This is a genomic window from Pectobacterium araliae, assembly GCF_037076465.1.
Taxonomy (GTDB): Bacteria; Pseudomonadota; Gammaproteobacteria; order Enterobacterales; family Enterobacteriaceae; genus Pectobacterium; species Pectobacterium araliae.
Map to the genome: position 1 here is coordinate 2254962 of NZ_AP028908.1, position 20807 is coordinate 2275768.

16 protein-coding genes and 1 pseudogene are annotated in these 20807 nt (G+C 52.3%); 5 read left to right on the forward strand and 12 right to left on the reverse strand.

What is annotated here, in order from left to right; genetic code table 11:
* Positions 1-21: 21 nt before the first annotated feature.
* Positions 22-291: a YciN family protein gene (locus AACH44_RS10230; RefSeq protein WP_107170395.1), complete on the reverse strand. Its 270-nt coding sequence runs from the start codon at positions 289-291 to the stop codon at positions 22-24.
* 326 nt (positions 292-617) lie between these two features.
* Here AACH44_RS10230 and topA point away from each other — a divergent pair, with 326 nt between their 5' ends.
* The 5 genes from topA (at position 618) to AACH44_RS10255 (ending at position 8275) form a co-directional block, all read left to right on the forward strand.
* Positions 618-3218 (forward strand): type I DNA topoisomerase, encoded by a 2601-nt coding sequence (topA, locus tag AACH44_RS10235; RefSeq protein ID WP_261849821.1) that lies wholly within the window; start codon positions 618-620, stop codon positions 3216-3218.
* Between the two features lie 544 nt (positions 3219-3762).
* Positions 3763-4386, forward strand: a complete 624-nt coding sequence (locus AACH44_RS10240) for a reverse transcriptase domain-containing protein (RefSeq protein ID WP_338659246.1) — start codon at positions 3763-3765, stop codon at positions 4384-4386.
* Positions 4383-5150 carry a group II intron maturase-specific domain-containing protein gene (locus AACH44_RS10245; protein ID WP_338659417.1) on the forward strand — a complete coding sequence of 256 codons (768 nt, stop codon included), beginning with the start codon at positions 4383-4385 and terminating at the stop codon, positions 5148-5150. Before AACH44_RS10240 ends, AACH44_RS10245 begins: the two co-directional genes overlap by 4 nt.
* 548 nt (positions 5151-5698) lie before the next feature.
* Positions 5699-6673: an HTH-type transcriptional regulator CysB gene (gene cysB / locus AACH44_RS10250; RefSeq protein WP_261850234.1), complete on the forward strand. Its 975-nt coding sequence runs from the start codon at positions 5699-5701 to the stop codon at positions 6671-6673.
* 129 nt (positions 6674-6802) lie between these two features.
* Complete coding sequence (locus AACH44_RS10255) at positions 6803-8275, forward strand: IS1182 family transposase (RefSeq protein ID WP_338659255.1); 1473 nt, start codon at positions 6803-6805, stop codon at positions 8273-8275.
* Between the two features lie 143 nt (positions 8276-8418).
* Here the strand turns inward: AACH44_RS10255 and dtpA are convergent.
* The 11 genes and pseudogenes from dtpA to AACH44_RS10310 all read right to left on the reverse strand — a co-directional run bounded on the left by dtpA (position 8419) and on the right by AACH44_RS10310 (position 20670).
* Positions 8419-9829: pseudogene (gene dtpA, locus AACH44_RS10260) on the reverse strand (dipeptide/tripeptide permease DtpA).
* Between the two features lie 674 nt (positions 9830-10503).
* The gene (gene nth / locus AACH44_RS10265) at positions 10504-11139 is read right to left on the reverse strand and encodes an endonuclease III (protein ID WP_261850120.1); all 636 of its coding nucleotides are present in this window, start codon (positions 11137-11139) and stop codon (positions 10504-10506) included.
* Positions 11136-11843 (reverse strand): electron transport complex subunit E, encoded by a 708-nt coding sequence (locus AACH44_RS10270; RefSeq protein ID WP_261850119.1) that lies wholly within the window; start codon positions 11841-11843, stop codon positions 11136-11138. Before AACH44_RS10270 ends, nth begins: the two co-directional genes overlap by 4 nt.
* Positions 11840-12469 (reverse strand): electron transport complex subunit RsxG, encoded by a 630-nt coding sequence (rsxG, locus tag AACH44_RS10275; protein ID WP_261850118.1) that lies wholly within the window; start codon positions 12467-12469, stop codon positions 11840-11842. The genes AACH44_RS10270 and rsxG overlap by 4 nt, the downstream gene beginning before the upstream one ends.
* A gap of 10 nt (positions 12470-12479) precedes the next feature.
* Positions 12480-13535 (reverse strand): electron transport complex subunit RsxD, encoded by a 1056-nt coding sequence (rsxD, locus tag AACH44_RS10280; protein ID WP_261850117.1) that lies wholly within the window; start codon positions 13533-13535, stop codon positions 12480-12482.
* Positions 13536-15587, reverse strand: a complete 2052-nt coding sequence (gene rsxC, locus AACH44_RS10285; protein ID WP_338659586.1) for an electron transport complex subunit RsxC — start codon at positions 15585-15587, stop codon at positions 13536-13538.
* The gene (gene rsxB, locus AACH44_RS10290; protein WP_261850115.1) at positions 15580-16158 is read right to left on the reverse strand and encodes an electron transport complex subunit RsxB; all 579 of its coding nucleotides are present in this window, start codon (positions 16156-16158) and stop codon (positions 15580-15582) included. The genes rsxC and rsxB overlap by 8 nt, the downstream gene beginning before the upstream one ends.
* Complete coding sequence (gene rsxA / locus AACH44_RS10295; protein WP_011093834.1) at positions 16158-16739, reverse strand: electron transport complex subunit RsxA; 582 nt, start codon at positions 16737-16739, stop codon at positions 16158-16160. Before rsxA ends, rsxB begins: the two co-directional genes overlap by 1 nt.
* A 226-nt stretch (positions 16740-16965) precedes the next feature.
* Positions 16966-17181 (reverse strand): transcription modulator YdgT, encoded by a 216-nt coding sequence (ydgT, locus tag AACH44_RS10300; protein ID WP_261850114.1) that lies wholly within the window; start codon positions 17179-17181, stop codon positions 16966-16968.
* Between the two features lie 262 nt (positions 17182-17443).
* Positions 17444-18949 carry an L-arabinose isomerase gene (araA, locus tag AACH44_RS10305; protein ID WP_261850113.1) on the reverse strand — a complete coding sequence of 502 codons (1506 nt, stop codon included), beginning with the start codon at positions 18947-18949 and terminating at the stop codon, positions 17444-17446.
* A gap of 35 nt (positions 18950-18984) precedes the next feature.
* The gene (locus tag AACH44_RS10310; RefSeq protein WP_261850112.1) at positions 18985-20670 is read right to left on the reverse strand and encodes a ribulokinase; all 1686 of its coding nucleotides are present in this window, start codon (positions 20668-20670) and stop codon (positions 18985-18987) included.
* Positions 20671-20807 lie beyond the last annotated feature (137 nt).

Below are 20807 nucleotides of genomic sequence, written 5' to 3' on the forward strand. Positions count from 1 at the left end.
GCCGTTTGCGGGCAGTTGCATTTAATCGACCAAATAATATTTTTCGGATAAAACATGCGCAAGGTGTTTGAACATGTTAAATACCGCGGTGCTTTTTAACGTCGGAATGCCATTCGCATCGAGAAAAAACTCACCGCGAAAAACCAATACGCCGTTTTTTTGTTCTACGCTATCAGCGACCATGCCATGCAAGTAATCATCGTGATGTTTAATGATGTCATTGGCTTCAACTAATAAATTCTGGCGGCTAATCGGACGTTTTTCTTCGTTAACCTGATATTCAGGTGACATGATTGTTACTCCTGTACGCCCCTTGAAAAAGGGGGAATGACACTCTATCAACAATGTTTGTTCTAAAACTGCATCGAAAGAAAGGGTACTGCGATACGGTTTCAGCGTAAAGAGCAGATTATGAGGCAAATGGGCTACATTTTAGAGGCTTACCTGCCGATATTCAGTGTGGCAGAAAGCGGATAAAACACCGTCCCCTTGCTAATTAAGTTGCGTGGCAGCATTTATCAGGTAGAGTGTGGGATTTTGCGCAGTCAGTAGAATCCGCATCTGGATGCCCCGAAAAATATCTGATTTTCAGAAGAATTCAGCAGGTAATAGTACATATGGGTAAAGCTCTCGTTATCGTCGAGTCCCCGGCAAAAGCCAAAACGATTAATAAGTATTTAGGCAATGACTACGTGGTGAAATCCAGCGTCGGTCATGTACGCGATTTGCCGACGAGTGGTTCAGTCAGTAAAAAGAGCGCGGACTCAGCGACTAAAGATAAAACGAAAAAGAAAGTCAAAAAGGATGAGAAATCTGCGCTGGTTAATCGTATGGGCGTCGATCCTTATCATGGTTGGAAAGCTAACTACGAAATATTGCCAGGTAAGGAGAAGGTTGTCTCCGAACTAAAAACACTGGCGGAAAATGCTGACCACATCTATCTCGCAACCGACCTTGACCGAGAAGGGGAAGCCATTGCCTGGCACCTGCGGGAAATTATTGGTGGTGACGATCAGCGTTTCAGCCGCGTAGTGTTTAACGAAATCACGAAAAATGCCATCACGCAGGCGTTTGAAAAACCAGACACGTTGAATATTGACCGGGTTAATGCGCAGCAGGCGCGCCGGTTTATGGATCGCGTGGTGGGTTACATGGTTTCCCCGCTGTTGTGGAAAAAAATTGCCCGCGGTCTGTCTGCCGGACGTGTGCAGTCGGTTGCGGTGCGCCTGATTGTCGAGCGCGAGCGTGAAATCAAAGCGTTCGTGCCAGAAGAATATTGGGAACTGCATGCCGATTTACTGGCAGGCAGCGATATTCAACTGCAAATGCAGGTAACGCACTACAACGGCAAGCCGTTTAAACCGGTTAACAAAGAACAAACGCATGCGGCGGTTAGCCTGCTTGAGAACGCACGCTATGTGGTTGCTGACCGTGAAGATAAGCCGACCAGCAGCAAACCGGGTGCGCCGTTCATTACCTCAACGCTGCAACAGGCGGCCAGTACGCGCCTAGGCTTCGGCGTGAAAAAGACCATGATGATGGCGCAGCGTCTGTATGAAGCGGGCTACATTACTTATATGCGTACTGACTCTACGAACCTCAGTCAGGATGCCTTGACGATGGTGCGTGGTTATATCGGCGAAGCGTTCGGTAAGCGCTATCTGCCGGAGGCGGCAACCGTCTACAGCAGTAAAGAGAATTCTCAGGAAGCGCACGAAGCCATCCGTCCTTCTGATGTTGGCGTGCTGGCCGATACCCTGAAAGATATGGAAGCCGATGCGCAGAAGCTGTATCAGTTGATTTGGCGCCAGTTCGTCGCGTGTCAAATGACGCCAGCGCAATACGATTCCACCACGTTAATTGTGGAAGCCGCTGATTATCAACTGCGTGCCAAAGGCCGTACACTGCGTTTTGATGGCTGGACGAAAGTCATGCCAGCGCTGCGTAAAAATGATGAAGACCGCACGTTGCCAACCGTGGCGGTGGGCGAAGCATTGTCGTTGCAAAAACTGCTGCCAGGGCAACACTTCACCAAACCACCCGCACGCTACAGCGATGCTTCTCTGGTTAAAGAGCTGGAAAAACGCGGGATTGGTCGTCCGTCTACTTATCACTCTATTATTTCGACCATTCAGGATCGCGGTTATGTTCGGGCTGATAACCGCCGTTTCTACGCCGAGAAAATGGGTGAAATCGTTACCGATCGGTTGGAAGAGAACTTCCGCGAACTGATGAATTACGATTTTACCGCACGGATGGAAAGCCGCCTCGATCAGGTCGCGAATAATCAGGCGGAATGGAAAGCTGTATTGGATGAGTTTTTCAACGAATTTAGCCAGCAGTTGGAAAAGGCCGAACAGGACCCAGAAGAAGGCGGTATGCGCCCTAATGCGATGGTATTAACCAGCATTGACTGCCCAACCTGCTCTCGTCAGATGGGAATTCGTACTGCCAGCACAGGGGTGTTTCTGGGCTGTTCCGGCTATGCACTGCCGCCGAAAGAGCGCTGTAAAACCACGATTAATCTGATACCGGAAGCCGAAGTGCTGAACGTATTAGAAGGTGATGAAGCCGAAACTAACGCGTTGCGTGCTCGTCGCCGTTGTGAAAAATGCGGTACGGCGATGGACAGCTACCTGATTGATAATCAGCGTAAGCTACACGTTTGCGGGAATAACCCTGCTTGTGACGGATATGAGATCGAAGTCGGTGAATTCCGCATCAAGGGTTACGATGGGCCGATCGTTGAGTGTGAGAAATGTGGTTCCGAAATGCATCTCAAAATGGGACGCTTCGGTAAATACATGGCGTGCACCAGCGAAACGTGCAGTAACACGCGTAAAATCTTGCGTAATGGCGATGTTGCGCCACCGAAAGAAGATCCGGTGCCGTTGCCTGAACTGCCTTGTGAGAAGTCCGATGCGTATTTCGTATTGCGTGACGGTGCAGCAGGGGTATTCCTTGCCGCCAATACGTTCCCGAAATCTCGTGAAACGCGGGCACCGTTGGTAGAAGAACTGGTGCGATTCAAAGATCGTTTACCGGAAAAACTGCGCTATTTGGCCGATGCTCCGGTGGTCGATAAAGACGGCAATAAAACGCAGGTGCGCTTTAGCCGTAAGACCAAACAGCAATATGTCTCGTCAGAAAAAGACGGCAAGGCAACGGGCTGGTCGGCGTTTTATATTGACGGAAAATGGGTTGAAGGGAAGAAATAATCTCTTTCTGCTACTCTTACGTAACGCTATGTTTGTGCGTCAAAAATAGCCAAATCGAGCCAGCCGCGAGGCTGGCTTTTTTATCTTTGTGCGCCGGGCATGGCGCGTAGCGCCTTGACGGGCGCTGTCCGTTGACTGTAGTGGTCAAGGGGCGACTTGGCGGTGAAAGTCCTCTACACACCCGGCAAGGGGAAGTGTTAGCCGAACGGCAAGGGTGCCCACCGCGAGGTGGGATCTGAAGGAAGCTGAAGGCAAAATGCTGGCCTGACGAACAGGAAGCAGTTTAGGCGGCACAGCGGGGTAAGGTGGCAAATATCATCAAAGCCCAATACTTGCACAGAACGCTGTGACGTAAAGCTGACAGGCATAAGCAGGAAGGTCGCGCGAATTACCCCGGGAGGGCTGCACGTTTGCTTCAGGGCTACCGAGCGTCGAGAGGCGACGGGATGAACGTGCAGCAGTCAGCCGAAGCCGTAGTAGTGCTGCATAACTGGCAGCATGAAGGGCTGAACATGATTAACCGTGATTAGGACACCGATACTCGATGGGAATTAATGAGGCACAAGCGCAGAGCACTGCGGCCAGCGGCAGAGGAGACGGACAGTATCCGTCAGTGCTGCATGAGGGTGCTGAAATCCCCACGGCGGTCGGTGGGCAAACGAAAGCGGAAATGCCGTTGACGATGGAAACGGTGATAACGAGAGAGAACCTGATGCTGGCCTATCAGCGCGTGGTGGAAAACAACGGCGCGGCAGGGGTAGATAACCTGAAAGTGACGGAGTTGAAGCCGTGGCTGAAACAGAACTGGGCGAGTATCAGGCAGGCATTGATTACGGGCGCCTACCAGCCGCAGGCGATACGCAGAGTGGATATCCCAAAGCCGGACGGCGGCGTGAGAACCCTGGGTATCCCGACGGTAGTGGACAGGCTTATCCAGCAGGCGATAGCACAACAACTCAGTCCGGTCGTGGAGCCGCACTTCTGCGAATCGAGTTACGGGTTCAGAAGTAACCGCAATGCGTGGCAGGCAGTGCAACAGGCACAGCGCTACATACAAAGCGGGAAACGCTGGGTGGTCGATCTGGATCTGGAAAAGTTCTTTGACCGGGTGGATCATGACATTTTGATGTCACGTCTGGCGAGGCTGTCAGGGATAAACGGCTGTTGAAACTGATACGTCGCTACCTTGAAGCGGAAATGACGAACGGGTGCGAGACAGAGAAGCGAGGTAAGGGAATGCCGCAGGGCGGACCGTTGTCGCCGCTACTGTCGAACATTCTGCTGGATGAACTGGATAAAGAACTGGAGCGTCGAGGTCACAGCTTCTGTCGCTATGCGGATGACTGCAACATTTACGTGAGCAGTCGCAAAGCAGGCGAGCATATCTTTAGGGCAATCAGGGTGTACCTGAGAGACATACTGAAGCTAAAGGTCAATGAGCAGAAGAGTGCGGTGTCGCGACCGTGGGAGCGTAAGTTCCTGGGATACAGCGTGACACGGCACAAACAGACCCGACTGAAGATCGCAGGGAGCAGTGTCGAGAGGCTGAAGGAGAAGATCCGTAGCCTGACGACAGGGCACGCGACGAAATCAGTGAAAGGCGTAATCAATGAACTCACACCGATACTGCGAGGCTGGATGAGCTACTTCAGATACACGGAAGTAAAAGGAGTTCTGGAGAAGATTGACGGCTGGGTCAGGCGTAAACTGCGCAGTCTACTGTGGCGGCAATGGAAACGAACGTATACGCGAGCCCGAATGCTAATGCGAGCGGGCTTGTGTGAAAAGCGAGCGTGGAGGTCGGCGAGTAACCAGCGAGGAGCGTGGTGGAACGCGGGGTCGAGTCACATGAATGATGCGATAAAGACGGCGCAGTTCAGACGACTCGGCTTGATATCACTAGTGGAGCAGCAACGGCAGTTCCAGAGTTAACATGAACCGCCGTATGCGGAACCGCACGTACGGTGGTGTGAGAGGACGGCGGGAGTAATCTCGCCTCCTACTCGATTAAAATATCCTGCTAAAAAAATGTATGAGGATAGCCTTACCGTAGCGTGAGGATTGTTGATCCGGGATAGAGAATCATGCGGTTTACCTCAGTGATAATCGCATGCGTTGCGTGCTTTATCGCGCTATTCATGTAAATATGGTTATATAAAAAATAATTTTTATGATTAAATGACATTAATTGACGAAAATATGCGCCTGACGATTAAGGCGTATACCCTAAATAATTCGAGTTGTGTGACAAAACGTTAGCGTTTTGAACAACGCTATGCGTTGGCCCGTTAGGGCAAGGCCCATTTATGGCCTTGTAACGCGGCAACGGCGCGAGTCCCCAGTTACTTACGTAAGTGACTGGGGTGAGTAAGGACGGCCCAACACACAAGCAGCTTGAAGTATGACGAGTATAATCAAGGTCAATAAAACGGAACGTCGTCAGATGCTACGCGCACACTTCAATTGGAATGGGATAAATTATGAAACTACAACAGCTTCGTTATATCGTTGAAGTTGTTAATCACAACCTGAATGTGTCTTCTACCGCAGAAGGGTTGTACACCTCCCAGCCGGGGATCAGTAAACAGGTCCGTATGCTGGAGGATGAGTTGGGCATTCAAATTTTTGCCCGTAGTGGAAAACACCTAACACAGGTAACGCCCGCTGGACAGGAAGTCATCCGTATTGCACGTGAAGTGTTGTCGAAAGTTGAGGCCATCAAAGCGGTTGCCGGAGAACATACCTATCCCGATAAAGGATCGCTGTACGTCGCGACTACCCATACGCAGGCCCGCTACGCGCTGCCAAGCGTTATCAAAGGATTCATCGATCGTTACCCTCGCGTGTCGCTGCACATGCATCAGGGGTCGCCGACGCAGATTGCCGAGGCAGTAGCGAAAGGATCGGCGGATTTTGCTATTGCGACGGAAGCTCTGCATTTGTACGACGATCTAATCATGCTGCCTTGCTACCACTGGAATCGCGCGGTAGTGGTAACACCCGATCATCCGCTGGCGGCTAAAACAGACATTTCTATTGAAGAACTGGCCGCTTATCCCATCGTCACTTATACCTTTGGCTTTACGGGGCGTTCAGAGTTGGATACGGCGTTTAACCGTGCCGGCCTCACGCCGCGCATCGTCTTTACCGCAACAGATGCCGATGTGATTAAGACCTACGTGCGTTTGGGGTTAGGGGTAGGAGTGATAGCCAACATGGCGGTCGATCCGCAAACGGAAACCGATCTGGTGACCATCAACGCAAACAGCATCTTCAGCTACAGCACGACGAAAATCGGCTTCCGTCGCAGCACGTTCCTGCGTAGCTACATGTACGATTTCATTCAACGTTTTGCTCCGCATTTGACGCGGGATGTTGTCGATTCGGCCGTTGCATTGCGCTCGAATGATGAAATAGAAGCGATGTTCAAAGACGTTGTGCTGCCAGTGAAGTAAACGACATTCAGACACGTCAATCAACGTAAAAAAGCCAGACAGTGTCTGGCTCAGATTGATGACAAAGTCCTGGCCGTGAAGCCAGGATTTTGATCTAATAAGGTTAGTGCAAAAAACGGACTGACCGCCATGCTCAGAGAACCCTCCCCGCAGCAGTACCAGTTTGAAACCATCACCCTCGACGAACTTGTCCCAGAAGACCATCTGGTCCGTAAAATCGATGCTGCCATCAATTTTGAATTTATCCGCGATGCCGTTTCCCACCTCTATTGCCCCGATAACGGCAGGCCTGCTATCGACCCCGTTCGCCTGATTAAAATGATGCGGTTGGGCTACCTCTTCGGTGTCCCCTCTGAACGCCGTCTGGTCAAGGAAATCCAGGTCAATGTCGCTTACCGCTGGTTCCTGCGCATGGGCTTGACCGAGAAGGTCCCGGACGCCTCTACCCTTAGCCAGAACCGTATCCGTCGATTTAACGGCAGCGATGTCTTCCAGCAGATTTTTGACCATATCGTGTTACAGGCCCTGAGTCAGGGTATGGCAAACGGTCGTGTGCTCTACACCGACAGCACCCACCTGAAAGCCGATGCCAACCCGCGCAAAGCCGTGAATGAACTGCGCCCTGAAGGGGTCAGTGAATACTTCACGCAACTGAATGACGCGGTGGAGGCCGACAGGAAACAACGCGAAAAAAAGCCGCTGCCCGCCGCAAGAAAAGCAACCCAAAACGACGCCGTTAAAAACACCAAAGTGAGCACCACCGACCCGGAAAGCGGCTTTATGCACCGGGACAACAAGCCGAAAGGCTTCTTCTATCTGGACCACCGCACAGTAGACGGAAAGCATGGCATCATCATGGATACCCATGTGACACCAGGCAATGTGCACGACAGCCAGCCCTTTATCGGGCGACTCGAGCGGCAGGTAGAACGCTTCGGTCTGGAGCCGGTGGCGGTGGGCGTGGACGCGGGTTACTTCACGGCGGCGGTGTGCCAGCTCACTCAGGAGATGGGTATCGCGTTGGTTCCGGGCTATCGCCGGCCACACAAGGGTCAGAACGCGTTCCAGAAGAAGCACTTCAGGTACGATGAGGAGCGCGATGTGTATGTGTGCCCGGCAGAGGAGTTACTGAACTACAGCACGACAGACCGTAACGGCTATCAACATTACCGTTCAGACCCGACAGTGTGCCAACGGTGTGAGCAGAGACGGCAGTGTACGCAGAACAGCAAAGCGCAGAAAACGCTAACCCGGCACGTCTGGGAAGCATCGAAAGAGGAAGCCAACAGGTTACGGCTGACGAAATGGGGCAAAAAGATATACGCCCGGCGTAAAGAAACGGTGGAGAGAAGCTTCGCGGATGCGAAACAGCACCATGGTCATCGATATGCCCGGTTCCGTGGACTGTCGAAAGTACAGATGCAGTGCCTGCTTGCGGCCACAGCGCAAAATATGAAGAAGATGGCGCTGCTGGCGCTTCTTTATTGTCTTTATGTGTGGCTGAAAAGGTCTTGTGAAGGTCAATACGCCGCCTTGGGCAAGCAGAAAGCTCAAATGACGAGGTTGTGGAAAAATATCGCGATCGCGACCTGCGGTCGCTAAAAAAGAAGAACCCCACCTGAAAAAGTGGGGTTAGTCAGCAGTCTGAGCCAGACAGTGTCTGGCTTTTTGTCATCTCGCTATCCTTTAACGCTTCACCAATAACACGCCACTCTATCATTTGCGTGACGTGTTTCGGCTCGTTATCAGGCGGAGGCTGTGGTGGTTACTGCATCCATAGGTTCGTCGGCGACATCCTGGGTCATTTGCGTCAATTTCGGTGCAGTCAACAGCATCAGAACGGCGATAATCCCCGTTACGATGCCAATCTGCATGAAGACATTACTATAAATCTCAAATGAAGCCCATCAAACGCTGTGGTACCAACTGAGCGACCATCGCTAGACCCAGACCGGAAATCATTAACTCTCCGATGCTTTGCAACCCATAGCAGAGGATCAGCCAGTTGACGGAAACAGTACCTTGTTCGTTGGCCATGCTTGCACCCCACGGCAGTACCAGAAACGCGCCGGAGCACAGCACCATACCAATCGCAAACTTGTGCGCCATTGGCAGATGGTCACCCAATTTGTTGTAAAACGCAGCCAGAATTGGGCTGGCAAGCATGATCCAGAACGGATTGAGCGCCTGATACTGTTCCGGCTCAAAGGTAAAACCTAAAATTGAGTGTTCAACGTTGCGGATAGCAAAGAAGTTCAACGAGGTTGGCATCTGGTTATATAACACAAAGAAGACAACCGCTTCTAACATGAGTAGAAGTGCCACGATCATTTTCCGGCGTTGAGCACCGTTAACCGCATAGATCTCTTTGGTGAAAATAGCGACGACGACCAGCGAAATCAGCGTCAGAATCCAACGAGCGATGTCCTGATTATGTAACAGCCAGGTCGATAGTATGACTAGCGCGACAATACCGACGAGGGTCATTGCCAGCTTTGACAAATTGATCGGTTGGAAATCAACATGAGAACCGTGCGCACTGACCCATTTACGGCAGAACATGAAGTTAACCAGTGTCAGAATCATACCGACCACGCTCAAGGAAAAGGCAACACTCCAGCCATAGTGGGCTGCTAGCCAGGGTGTTGCCAGCATTGAGAAGAAGGAACCGATGTTCACCGACATGTAGTACATGGTGAAGGCACCGTCCAGACGGGGGTCATCTTTCTCATAGCAGGTAGATAACAGGGCTGATGGGTTTGCTTTAAACAGCCCGCTACCGACGGCGATGGTTGCCATGCCGATATACACCCACATTACGCTGTGGCCGGAGTAGGCAATCATGGTGTATCCAAATGCCAGCACAATGGCACCCAGCACGATCACACGCTTGGTGCCGAGGACTTTGTCACCCAACCAGCCACCAATGGCGACGAAACCGTATACCAACGCGCTGAACGAAGAGAAAAGGGTGATGGAGTCGGTTTCCGACATGCCCAGCATTTTGACCAGATAGACCGCCATAATGCCTTGCAGACCGTAGTAACCAAAGCGCTCCCACAGCTCGATGCTAAAGATGAGATAAAACGCTTTTGGTTGTTTGAAGGCGTTCATGCTGATGCTTTCGGTGGATTCGTTGTTGTTTGCTGTTGACACAAAAACCTCTGATTTTACACATCTCGTTTTTTCTAACGAGAAAATAACAAGAGTGAAACAGTGAAACTGCAACCTCTTTTGGTTGTTATGGGAAGGAAAAACGGCGTTATATTGACGTTATTTTATGGATAGACAAGCTTTTTGACATGTTTCGTTACAAGTGGATTTTGTAGTGGAATAAAACCATAAATTAAATGTTATGCAGAGTTTAATTTCATAACTTGCTTTTGCTTAAAATTATTATCTCGATTTTTCATATTTATTTTTTACTAAAGTGATATAGTCTGCCTTTTACTTAAAATAAAGAAAATATCATTAACTATGAATGAATATTAGGTTTAATATTTTGCATATTACTAAATATGCAGTGAGTATAAAAATTGCTCAATGACAAGTAATAAGATAAAACCCGATATAATAACGATGCGTGACTTTCAATCACTAAATTTCCTATTAAAAATAACTTATTAGCCTTAAATAGTGGTTACTTGTACTTTTATACAGGCTTTTTAATAGAGGAATACGCTACAACACATCGAATAAACAGTCAGAGTACAGCGTTGCCTGAGCAGTAAAATGCAGAGAACATACGGATCACGCCGATAGTGGGAGAGCGAAAGGCGAGGCTGAAGGGATGATTGAAAGAAAGGTCTGGTGCGCCAGACCACAACCGATTAGGCGTCGATCTTCTCGCCAAATTCACACAAATCTTCAATCAGGCAGGAGCCACAGCGTGGTTTGCGAGCGATGCAGGTGTAACGGCCATGCAGGATTAACCAGTGATGGCAGTCGACTTTAAATGCTGCCGGGACGACTTTCAGCAGTTTTTCCTCTACCTGTTCGACATTTTTACCCGGTGCGAATCCTGTCCGGTTACTGACGCGAAAGATGTGGGTATCAACCGCAATCGTCGGCCAGCCAAATGCGGTATTCAAAACCACGTTTGCTGTTTTTCGTCCTACACCAGGTAGGGCTTCCAACGCAGCGCGATCTTCGGGAACCTGTCCCTGATGCTTTTCCAGCAACAAACGGCAGGTCTTGATGATGTTCTCCGCTTTGCTGTTAAACAGGCCGATTGTCTTGATGTAGCCTTTCACGCCGTCAACACCGAGTTCAAGTAAGGTTTCGGGCGTATTGGCGACAGGGTAGAGCTTTGCGGTTGCTTTGTTGACGCTGACATCGGTTGCTTGTGCGGAAAGCAGTACCGCGATCAGCAGCTCAAATGGGGTGTTGAAATTTAACTCAGTCGTTGGATGGGGATTGTTGTCGCGTAAACGCGTTAAGATCTCAACCCGTTTGGCTTTGTTCACAGTGCCTCCTCGACGGCATCGGTTGCGGGTGCCATTTTCCCTTCGGCGGCAACTGCACGGGCTCGGCGTTGTTTCATTTTCTCATCGATCAAATACTTCACAGCCAGTAACAGTCCCAGACCGATAAACGCGCCCGGTGGCAGCATTGCCAGCAGGAAAGGGGAATCAAGGTGGACAACCTCAATGCGGAGAATCTTAGCCCAACTCCCTAGCAGCAAATCCGCGCCGTCGAATAGCGTGCCGTTACCCAGAATTTCACGTAAAGAACCGAGTACCACCAGTGCGCTGGTCGCTCCTAAACCCATCGCCAGACCGTCAATGGCGGAAGGGAAAACCGCATTCTTGGAGGCAAAGGCTTCTGCCCGACCGATAACGATACAGTTCGTCACGATCAGCGGAATAAAAATCCCCAGCGACTGGTATAAACCATAGGCATAGGCGTTGATCAACATCTGCACGGTGCTGACGACAGAAGCAATGATCATGACGTAAATGGGAATACGGATTTCCGCCGGCACCCACCGGCGCAGCGCAGAGACAGCCATGTTGGTACAGGTGAGAACCAGTGTCGTTGCCAGCCCGAGCCCCAGCGCATTAGTCGCAGTAGATGACACCGCTAGCAAGGGGCAAAGACCCAGCAGTTGAACCAGTGCCGAGTTGTTCTTCCATAACCCGTCGATGAAAAGCGCTTTGGTTTGACTCATTGATTCTCTCCACAGGCGGACAGCGTGTTGATTTGTGGCGGCAGTGTTTGCAGATAAAGCGCGCTGCGTTTGACGCTGTTAATCACGGCGCGTGGCGTAATGGTTGCGCCAGTAAACTGATCAAACATTCCGCCTTCTTTCTTCACCGCCCAGCGAGTGTCATGCTCGCCTTGTACCATTAGCCCATTAAACCGCGTGATCCAGTCAGAAATTCGCACTTCGATTTTATCACCCAGCCCCGGCGTTTCATGATGCTCAGTGACGCGGACGCCGAGTACCTTGCCGTGAAAATCAGCCCCGACCAGCAGTTGAATAGCACCAGAATAGCCATCCGGCGCGGTACTTTCCAGTGCAGCGGCAACGGGCTCACCGTTCTGACGGGCGATGAAAACACGGTGCGGTGCTGACGATCCTAATGCTGCATTAGTGACAACGTAACATTCTTTCTGAATGTCGCTGTTGTATAACTCGGCGGGAACCACCTGATCCAACAACATTTTTTGCTGCAACATCGCCTGATGGGAGATCGTCGGTTCCGTCAGCATATTCACCACGGCAGTGACAGCAGTGGTAGCGGCTGCAAACAGCGCTAGTGTTGTCGCATGGCGACGCATTGTCGTCATCATGGGCGTCTCCTCAACGGTGGTGGCCGTAAGCGCGTGGCTTGGTGTAATAGTCGATCAGCGGCACGGTGATATTTGCCAACAGAACGGCAAAGGCTACGCCGTCCGGATAGCCGCCGTAGGTGCGAATTAGCCAGACCAGTAACCCAATCAGCGCCCCGAAAATCAGACGGCCACGGTTCGTCGTTGATGCGGTGACCGGATCGGTCGCGATGAAAAATGCGCCAAGCATGGTGGCACCGGATAATAGATGCAACATCGGTGGAGCAAATTTCTCCGGCGCAATGATCCAACTCAGCGAGGCACAGAACATCAGCGATAGCAGGAAACTGACCGGAATATGCCAGCGAATGGTGCCACGTAGCAATAAGAACAACCCGCCGATGAGAAAACCGAGATTAACCCACTGCCAGCCAATACCAGATAGCGATTGGGCAAACATCGGCTGTTGCAGAATGTCCTGCGGTGTTTGACCAGAGCGGAGGCTGGTTTTAAACGTATCCAGCGGGGTGGCCTGGCTCACGCCATCAACGTTATGCATCAACTGCTGCATGGTGTATCCGTCGGGCGAGTGTCCGGTAAAAATGATGCTTAGCGCATCATGGAAATTGAGCGGGATGGTTTGCAGCGGCGTGGGTGGCAGCCAGCTCGTCATCTGAACCGGGAAAGAGATCAACAGCACCACATAGCCAATCATCGCCGGGTTAAAGGGGTTTTGCCCCAATCCGCCATACAGTTGTTTGGCGATAATAATAGCGAAGACGGTTGCCATCACCACCATCCACCACGGAGCAAGCGGCGGCAGGCTGATACCAAGCAGCACTGCGGTCAATAAGGCCGAATTGTCCGCCAGCGTGGTGCGTACTGCAAATTTTCTCAGTGACAGTGTCACAGCTTCCGCAATCAGCGCGGTGGCCGACGCCAGCCCGACCTGAATCAGATTACCGTAACCAAAGAAATAAACCTGCGCCAGCATGCCCGGCAGACAGGCCAGAATAACCAACAGCATGATGCGCTGTGTGCGCTGTTGGTTATGTGTGAATGGTGAACTCGCAATTCTAAAAGCCATTTATTCCTCTTGATATGACGATGCCTGCGCGGCTTTACGGGCTTTAACGCGAGCGATAGCGGCGGCAACGGCGGCCTTACGTGGATCTTCCGGCTCTTGTGCTTCAACGACGGCGACGGTTTCCATTGCTGATTTAGGAACCGGTGATGATACCGGTTCTGTCGTAATTACTTCGGATTGCTGCGCGGCTTTACGGGCTTTAACGCGAGCGATAGCGGCGGCAACGGCGGCCTTACGTGGATCTTCCGGCTCTTGTGCTTCAATGACGGCGACGGTTTCCACTACTGATTTAGGAACCGGTGATGATACCGGTTCTGTCGTAATTACTTCGGATTGCTGCGCGGCTTTACGGGCTTTAACCCGCGCAAGAGCCGCAGCTACGGCGGCTTTACGTGGGTCAAGCTCGGCAGGTGTCTCCTGCTGCGCCTGTTTTTCACGTACTGCTGCTTTACGCGCGGTACGCGCGGCGATAGCTGCACGGTTATCCGGCTGTGCATCAGGAATTATCTCGATAGGAGAACCGATTTCGGCGGCGGCGGTTTGCTTACGGCGTACGCGCTCTAGTGCGGCCTGAACCGCATCTTTATCCGTGGTGGATACGCCAGCCGCCGCCTGTTTATGGCGCAACTCGCGCGCGGTTTTTTCCCGCTCCAGACGAGCTTGTTTGGCATCAAAACGTACTTTGGCCTGTGCGGCACGCTGTGCGTCTTCGTCGATGGCGCGAATTTCGGCTTTTTCCTGACGATAGTATTGCACCAGCGGAATATTGCTGGGGCAGACGTAAGCACAGGCACCGCACTCGATACAATCGAACAGATGGTGATTGCGGGCTTTTTCGTGTTCCTGCCCGCGGCTGAACCAGTAAAGCTGTTGTGGCAGGAGACCCGCCGGACAGGCATCGGCACATTGGCTACAGCGAATACAGGACTGTTCTTCTGCCACTGGCTCCATTTCTGCATGTGACGGCGCGAGCAGGCAGTTGCTAATTTTGACGATGGGGACATCCAGCGACGGCAGCGTAAAGCCCATCAGCGGCCCGCCCATCACCACCATCGGCTGCTTATTAACATGGAAGCCACCCTGTTTGAGCAGGTGGCGAACGGGCGTCCCTAACCGCGCCCATACGTTACCGGGCTGGCGCAAGGCTTCGCCTGTCAGCGTCACCACACGCTCAGTGAGCGGCTCGCCGTCGATCACGGCGCGTTTGATGGCGAACGCCGTACCGACGTTTTGCATTAACACGCCAATCGCAGCGGAGTGTTTGCCGAACGGGACTTCCTTGCCAGTCAGAATCTTGGTGAGCTGCTTGGCACCCCCTGACGGATACTTGGTAGGGATGACGCGCAACTGTATGTCGCTGCGTTTACCCACGGCCATCCGCAGGGCGCTAATGGCTTCCGGTTTGTTATCTTCAACGCCAATCAAAATGCGTTTTGGCTGCAACAGGAATGACAAAATCTCGACGCCCTGAATAATCTCTTCTGCGCATTCCTGCATGAGTCGATCGTCGGCGGTGATGTAGGGCTCGCATTCTGCACCGTTGATAATCAGGGTTTCAATCCCGCGCATCCCGCCCTGTAATTTTGCTGCGGTCGGGAAACCTGCACCGCCCAAACCCGCAATGCCAGCCTGATGGAGATGGGCAAGCAGGGTATCGACGCTTTGCGCCCGGTAATCCGCATAGGTCTGACGCTCGCACCAGCGATCTTCACCGTCTGGTATGATAATGATACTGAGTTCTGACAGCCCAGAGGGATGCGCCGTCGTGTGTTGGCGGATCGCGTTCACCGTTCCTGATGTCGGCGCGTGAACGGGCAATGTCCGGCCTTTTCCCCGCGTCAATGGCTGACCGCGCAGGACTTTATCGCCGACGCTGACGCAGATCTCGCCTTCCGGCCCAAGATGCTGCTTGAGCGGAATAATGAACTGTTCTGGCAATGGGATCTGGCGCAGTGGCGTCTGGCTGGACTGCGTCTTCATTTCCGGCGGATGAATGCCTCCGTCGAAATCCCAGATCCTGTCTTTTTTAAAGGCGGAAAACAGCTTAAGCATGGCGTTCTACTTGAATAACGCGTACTGGAATCGTATCGAGATCCCATTTCCAGTTAGCGGGAGTCGGAGCGATGGGGCGTAATTCGATACAGTCCGTCGGGCAAGGGGAGACGCAGAGATCGCAGCCGGTGCACAAATCGCTGACGACGGTGTGTACTGCTTTGGTACTGCCGATGATGGCATCAACCGGGCACGCCTGAATGCACTTGGTACAGCCGATGCAGTTGCTTTCATCGATCCAGGCGACGTGGCGAGCAGGGGATTGAACGTCAGCATCGCCCTCCAGTGGCTGCGGATCGACGTTGAGCTTTTGAGCCAGTTTCAGCATCATCGCTTCGCCGCCAGGGCCGCATTTATTAATATTTTCGCCGTTCAACGCGACCGCTTCGGCGTAAGGACGGCAGCCGGGGTAACCGCACTGGCCACACTGGCTTTGTGGCAGCATGGCTTCGACTTCTTCCACGATCGGATCGTTTTCGACTTCAAATCGACGGGAGGCGTAGCCGAGCACCAGACCGAATGCCAGCGCGAGTGCGCTTAATGCCGCAATGGCGATCCAGATAGCGGTCATCAGAATTTCACCAGTCCGGTAAAGCCCATAAACGCCAGCGACATCAGGCCCGCGGTGATCAACGCGATAGACGAACCGCGGAAGGGGGCTGGAATATCCGATACGGCGAGACGTTCCCGAATGGCGGCAAAGAGCACCATCACCAGCGAGAAGCCCGCAGCGCCGCCGAAGCCATAAATCGTCGATTGCAGAAAACCGTGTGACAGGTTGATGTTAAGCAAGACAACACCCAGCACGGCACAGTTGGTCGTAATCAACGGCAGGAAAATCCCCAGCAGGCGGTATAGCTCAGGGCTGACTTTGCGCACGAACATCTCGGAGAACTGTACCACCACGGCGAGCACCAGAATAAACGCCATGGTGCGCAAATAGAGGATATCGAGCGGAACGAGAATAAATTCGTTGATCAGCCAGGAAAACATGGAGCCCAGCGTCATCACGAACGTGGTTGCCATTCCCATGCCAATCGCCGTCTCCAGCTTTTTGGACACCCCCATAAAGGGGCATAGCCCAAGAAACTTCACTAAGACGAAATTATTTACCAGAAGGATGCTAACAAAGAGCAATGCGTATTCGGTCATTACGGTGCCTACAAAACAAAACCGGACTATTATCAGGTATTGTTGGGTTTTCGACAACATACCCAAAGTAGGGTTATCGCCATTCCCTTCGAGAAGCGGGTGGTTAGGTTCTCTGAAGTAAGAAGAACGCCGGGCTATCAGACAGTAACGCGCAAGGCGTTCTGCGTCATAGCCCGGTAGGAAATTATTGCATAATTATTCTTTTTTCGCAGATAACCGTTTATCACTACAGAACATAACGCCAGACGGATTTGGGCACGCAGCCGATATCGAATAAGCGTCCGCCGGATGCTAATTCAGCTCGCCGATGGTCCGCAGCACGATACATGTTGATGATTTCCTGACTCTCTGTCAGAGAATAGTTGAGGTGATCAAAGAGTTTTTCCAGACTTTCTGTTGAACTGACTTTCCTGAATTTGAGCAAATAATCATGAACGGTCATGGTAAATTGGTCTGATAGTTATGTGGTTGAGATGACTAAGTATATTCAAGCGAGGAAGCCTGTCTAGAGGGGGATGTAAAAAGTACGCTTATTTTTCAATAACAAACGAATGGACATAAAAAATAACAGATTGACAGAAAAATAAAACGGTTTTTAAGGCTGAGGGGATGACACATCAGTGATGTAGGAACGATGAATGCCTATAAAGGAGCAGATTGTCTACGAATGAAAGAACCATAGACAACCTGCTCAACGCGTGAACTTAGCGGCTACAAAGTTTGTAGTACACCTCGTTCCAGCGTAACGCATCTTTGAATTCGTGGAGTCGTGTTTCGTTGTCGATCACCAGTAGTTCAATATTCTGCATTTCTGCGTAGAGCCGCATGTGGTCGAGATCCAACGCCTGACTAAAGACCGTATGGTGCGCACCGCCGGCCAAAATCCAGGCTTCTGCCGCCACTTCCAGCGACGGCTGCGCTTTCCAGATGGCGCGGGCAACCGGCAATTTAGGCAGCGGGCGCGGCTGCTCGATGGTATCAACCAGATTAACCAACATTCTGAAACGGTCACCCATGTCGATCACGCTGGCGTTGAGAGATGGCCCTGCTGGCGTTGAGAAAATCAAACGGGCAGGGTCAGCTTTTCCGCCAATACCCAGGTACTGGGCATCCAGAATTGGTTTCTGCTCTTTCGCAATCGTCGGACAGACTTCCAGCATGTGGGAGCCGACGACCAGATCGTTACCATTCTGGAAGTTATAGGTGTAATCCTCCATGAAGGACGTACCGCCCGCCAGCCCCCCCGCCATGACTTTCATAATGCGCAGCAGCGCGGCGGTTTTCCAGTCACCTTCGCCACCAAAACCATAACCTTGCTGCATCAGACGCTGTACCGCCAACCCCGGCAGCTGTTTCAAACCGTACAGATTTTCAAAATCGGTAGTGAACGCGTGATAGCCGCCTTGTTCCAGAAAGCGTTTCATCCCGAGTTCGATCTGGGCTGCATCCAGCAGATTCTGGCGGTTAGCCCCGTTAAGTTTCACCGCGTCCGTTAACTGGTAACTGGCTTCGTATTCTTCGACCAACGCATCGATATCGCCTTTGGATACGGCATCGACCACAGCGGTTAAATCGCCCAGCCCCCAGGCGCTGACGGCGTAGCCGAACTGAATTTGCGCGCCGACTTTATCGCCTTCGGTGACGGCAACTTCACGCATGTTGTCACCAAAACGCGCGACCTTCAGCTGTTTGCTTTCCTGAATGGCGGCGGCAACCCGCATCCATTTGCCAATACGGGCATGTGCGTTCTTATCCTGCCAGTGGCCGACCACCACTTGATGTGCCTGTCGCATCCGGGCGCCGATGAAGCCAAATTCACGACCGCCGTGTGCGGTCTGATTCAGATTCATGAAATCCATATCCATAGTGTCCCACGGCACTTCGGCATTGAACTGGGTGTGGAATTGCAACAGAGGTTTGCTGAGCACGCTTAAGCCGCCAATCCACATTTTGGCCGGAGAGAAGGTATGCAGCCAGGTCAGCAGGCCGACACAGTTATCCTGATAATTGGCATCGCGACACAGTGCCAGAATTTCGTCCGGCGTTTTCACCAGCGGCTTCAGTACCAGCTTAATCGGCAGGTTGGCCTGTTGATTCAATCCGGCGACGACGTTTTCCGCGTTCTCTTTTACCTGACGCAACGTTTCCGGCCCATAGAGATGCTGGCTACCGATGACGAACCAAACTTCAAGCTGCTTAAAATGTTCCATGATGACTCCTGTACGTGATCCCCAGAGGGATAAAATTAATCTTTTGCCGTAGACGCTGGGCTATAAGCGGGTTCCGCATGGCGGCACCATTGCTGATAGCGCTCATAAAGCTGCTGATAACGGGCGACGCGCTGGCTGTCTGGCATTAAGGTGCGCTCTATGCCACTGGCCATATGCTGTTGTGCCGTCGGGATATCGCTGTGAACGCCAGCGGCGACGGCGGCAAAGATCGCCGCGCCGAGTGCGCAGCACTGATCGGAGGCAACGATCTGTAAGGGACGATTCATTACATCGGTACAGACCTGCATGATGACGGGGGACTTCCGCGCGATGCCGCCCAGCGCCAGCACGTTTTCGACAGGGACGCCCTGATCTTCAAAACACTCCATAATCGCGCGTGCGCCAAAGGCGGTCGCGGCAATAAAACCGCCGAACAGCGTGGGGGCATCGGTGCCCAGATTGAGGTCAGTAATCACGCCTTTTAATCGCTGATTGGCGAACGGCGTTCGGCGACCGTTAAACCAGTCCAGCACGATAGGCAGGTGATCCAGCGTGGGTTTTTCCGCCCAGTGGCGAGTGAGCCGTTCCAACAGCTTGGCTTCCACCGCCTGTAGGGACGATTTAAGTTCAGGATGGTCTTTTACCGCTTCCTGTAACGACCAGCCCAGCAGCCTGCCAAACCAGGCGTACATGTCACCGAAGGCGGATTGTCCCGCTTCAAGGCCGATATAGTTGGGAACGACGCTGCCATCGACTTGTCCACAGATGCCGGCGATGGTGCGATCGGCAATGCGGTCTTCATCCGCGATCAGAATGTCGCAAGTGGAGGTGCCAATCACTTTAACCAGCGTATAAGGCTGCGCGCCTGCGCCGACCGTGCCGACATGGCAGTCAAACGCGCCACCTGCCAGCGTGACCGTCTCGGGAATGCCAAGCCGCTGTGCCCATTCAGCGGTGATGGTGCCGACCGGTTGTTCGGCAGTCCAGGTATTGGTAAACAGCGGGTATTGCAATGTTTCGGTCAGACAAGGATCGAGCGCGTATAAAAAATCTTTCGGGGGGAGTCCACCCCAGCTCGGGTGCCAGAGTGACTTATGTCCGGCACTGCATCGACCACGACGTATATCGGCAGGCGCTTGCGTACCGGAAAGCAGGGCGGGCACCCAGTCGCACAATTCTATCCAGGAAACAGCCGCCTGCCGCACTGCCACATCTTCGCGCGAAACATGGAGAATTTTGGCCCAAAACCATTCAGACGAGTAAACGCCGCCGATATAACGGGTGTAATCCGGGAACTGGCCGCTACGACACAGCGCGTTAATCGCATCCGCTTCTTCTATTGCCGTATGGTCTTTCCACAGCACGAACATGGCATTGGGATTGTTGGCAAACTCGGGACGCAGCGCCAGAATCTGACCGTGTTCATCAATCGGCGCAGGGGTTGATCCGGTTGAATCCACGCCAATACCGATAATGCTCTGCCGCTGTTCGTCCGTCAGGCGGGAAACCACGACCTTAACCGCCTGCTCTAGCGATTCGATATAGTCCAGCGGATGGTGCCGGAACTGGTTGTTGGCAGGCTGACAATATTTACCCTCACGCCAGCGGGGGTAGTAGACCACCTCTGTTTCCAGCTCTTTCCCGCTTTGGCAGTCAACGGCTAAGGCGCGTACCGAATCACTGCCGAAGTCGAGACCAATCGTAATAGCGCCCGCGCTCATGCTTTGCTCCTCATTAATCCCAGATCGTTGCTGTTTACGATAGGCAGGGATAGGACGAGGCGGTTAGGAGCGGTTAGCTGGAAGTATGTATTTTTCTGTCGCCAGTAGCCATTTTGTGAAGCTGGTCAAAGGTTAAT

Coding starts and splice junctions, on each gene's coding strand:
- AACH44_RS10230 (WP_107170395.1), bottom strand. CDS start 291: ATGTCACCTGAATATCAGGTTAACGAAGAAAAACGTCCGATTAGCCGC.
- topA (WP_261849821.1), top strand. CDS start 618: ATGGGTAAAGCTCTCGTTATCGTCGAGTCCCCGGCAAAAGCCAAAACG.
- AACH44_RS10240 (WP_338659246.1), top strand. CDS start 3,763: ATGGGAATTAATGAGGCACAAGCGCAGAGCACTGCGGCCAGCGGCAGA.
- cysB (WP_261850234.1), top strand. CDS start 5,699: ATGAAACTACAACAGCTTCGTTATATCGTTGAAGTTGTTAATCACAAC.
- AACH44_RS10255 (WP_338659255.1), top strand. CDS start 6,803: ATGCTCAGAGAACCCTCCCCGCAGCAGTACCAGTTTGAAACCATCACC.
- AACH44_RS10270 (WP_261850119.1), bottom strand. CDS start 11,843: ATGAGTCAAACCAAAGCGCTTTTCATCGACGGGTTATGGAAGAACAAC.
- rsxG (WP_261850118.1), bottom strand. CDS start 12,469: ATGATGACGACAATGCGTCGCCATGCGACAACACTAGCGCTGTTTGCA.
- rsxD (WP_261850117.1), bottom strand. CDS start 13,535: ATGGCTTTTAGAATTGCGAGTTCACCATTCACACATAACCAACAGCGC.
- rsxC (WP_338659586.1), bottom strand. CDS start 15,587: ATGCTTAAGCTGTTTTCCGCCTTTAAAAAAGACAGGATCTGGGATTTC.
- rsxB (WP_261850115.1), bottom strand. CDS start 16,158: ATGACCGCTATCTGGATCGCCATTGCGGCATTAAGCGCACTCGCGCTG.
- rsxA (WP_011093834.1), bottom strand. CDS start 16,739: ATGACCGAATACGCATTGCTCTTTGTTAGCATCCTTCTGGTAAATAAT.
- ydgT (WP_261850114.1), bottom strand. CDS start 17,181: ATGACCGTTCATGATTATTTGCTCAAATTCAGGAAAGTCAGTTCAACA.
- araA (WP_261850113.1), bottom strand. CDS start 18,949: ATGGAACATTTTAAGCAGCTTGAAGTTTGGTTCGTCATCGGTAGCCAG.
- AACH44_RS10310 (WP_261850112.1), bottom strand. CDS start 20,670: ATGAGCGCGGGCGCTATTACGATTGGTCTCGACTTCGGCAGTGATTCG.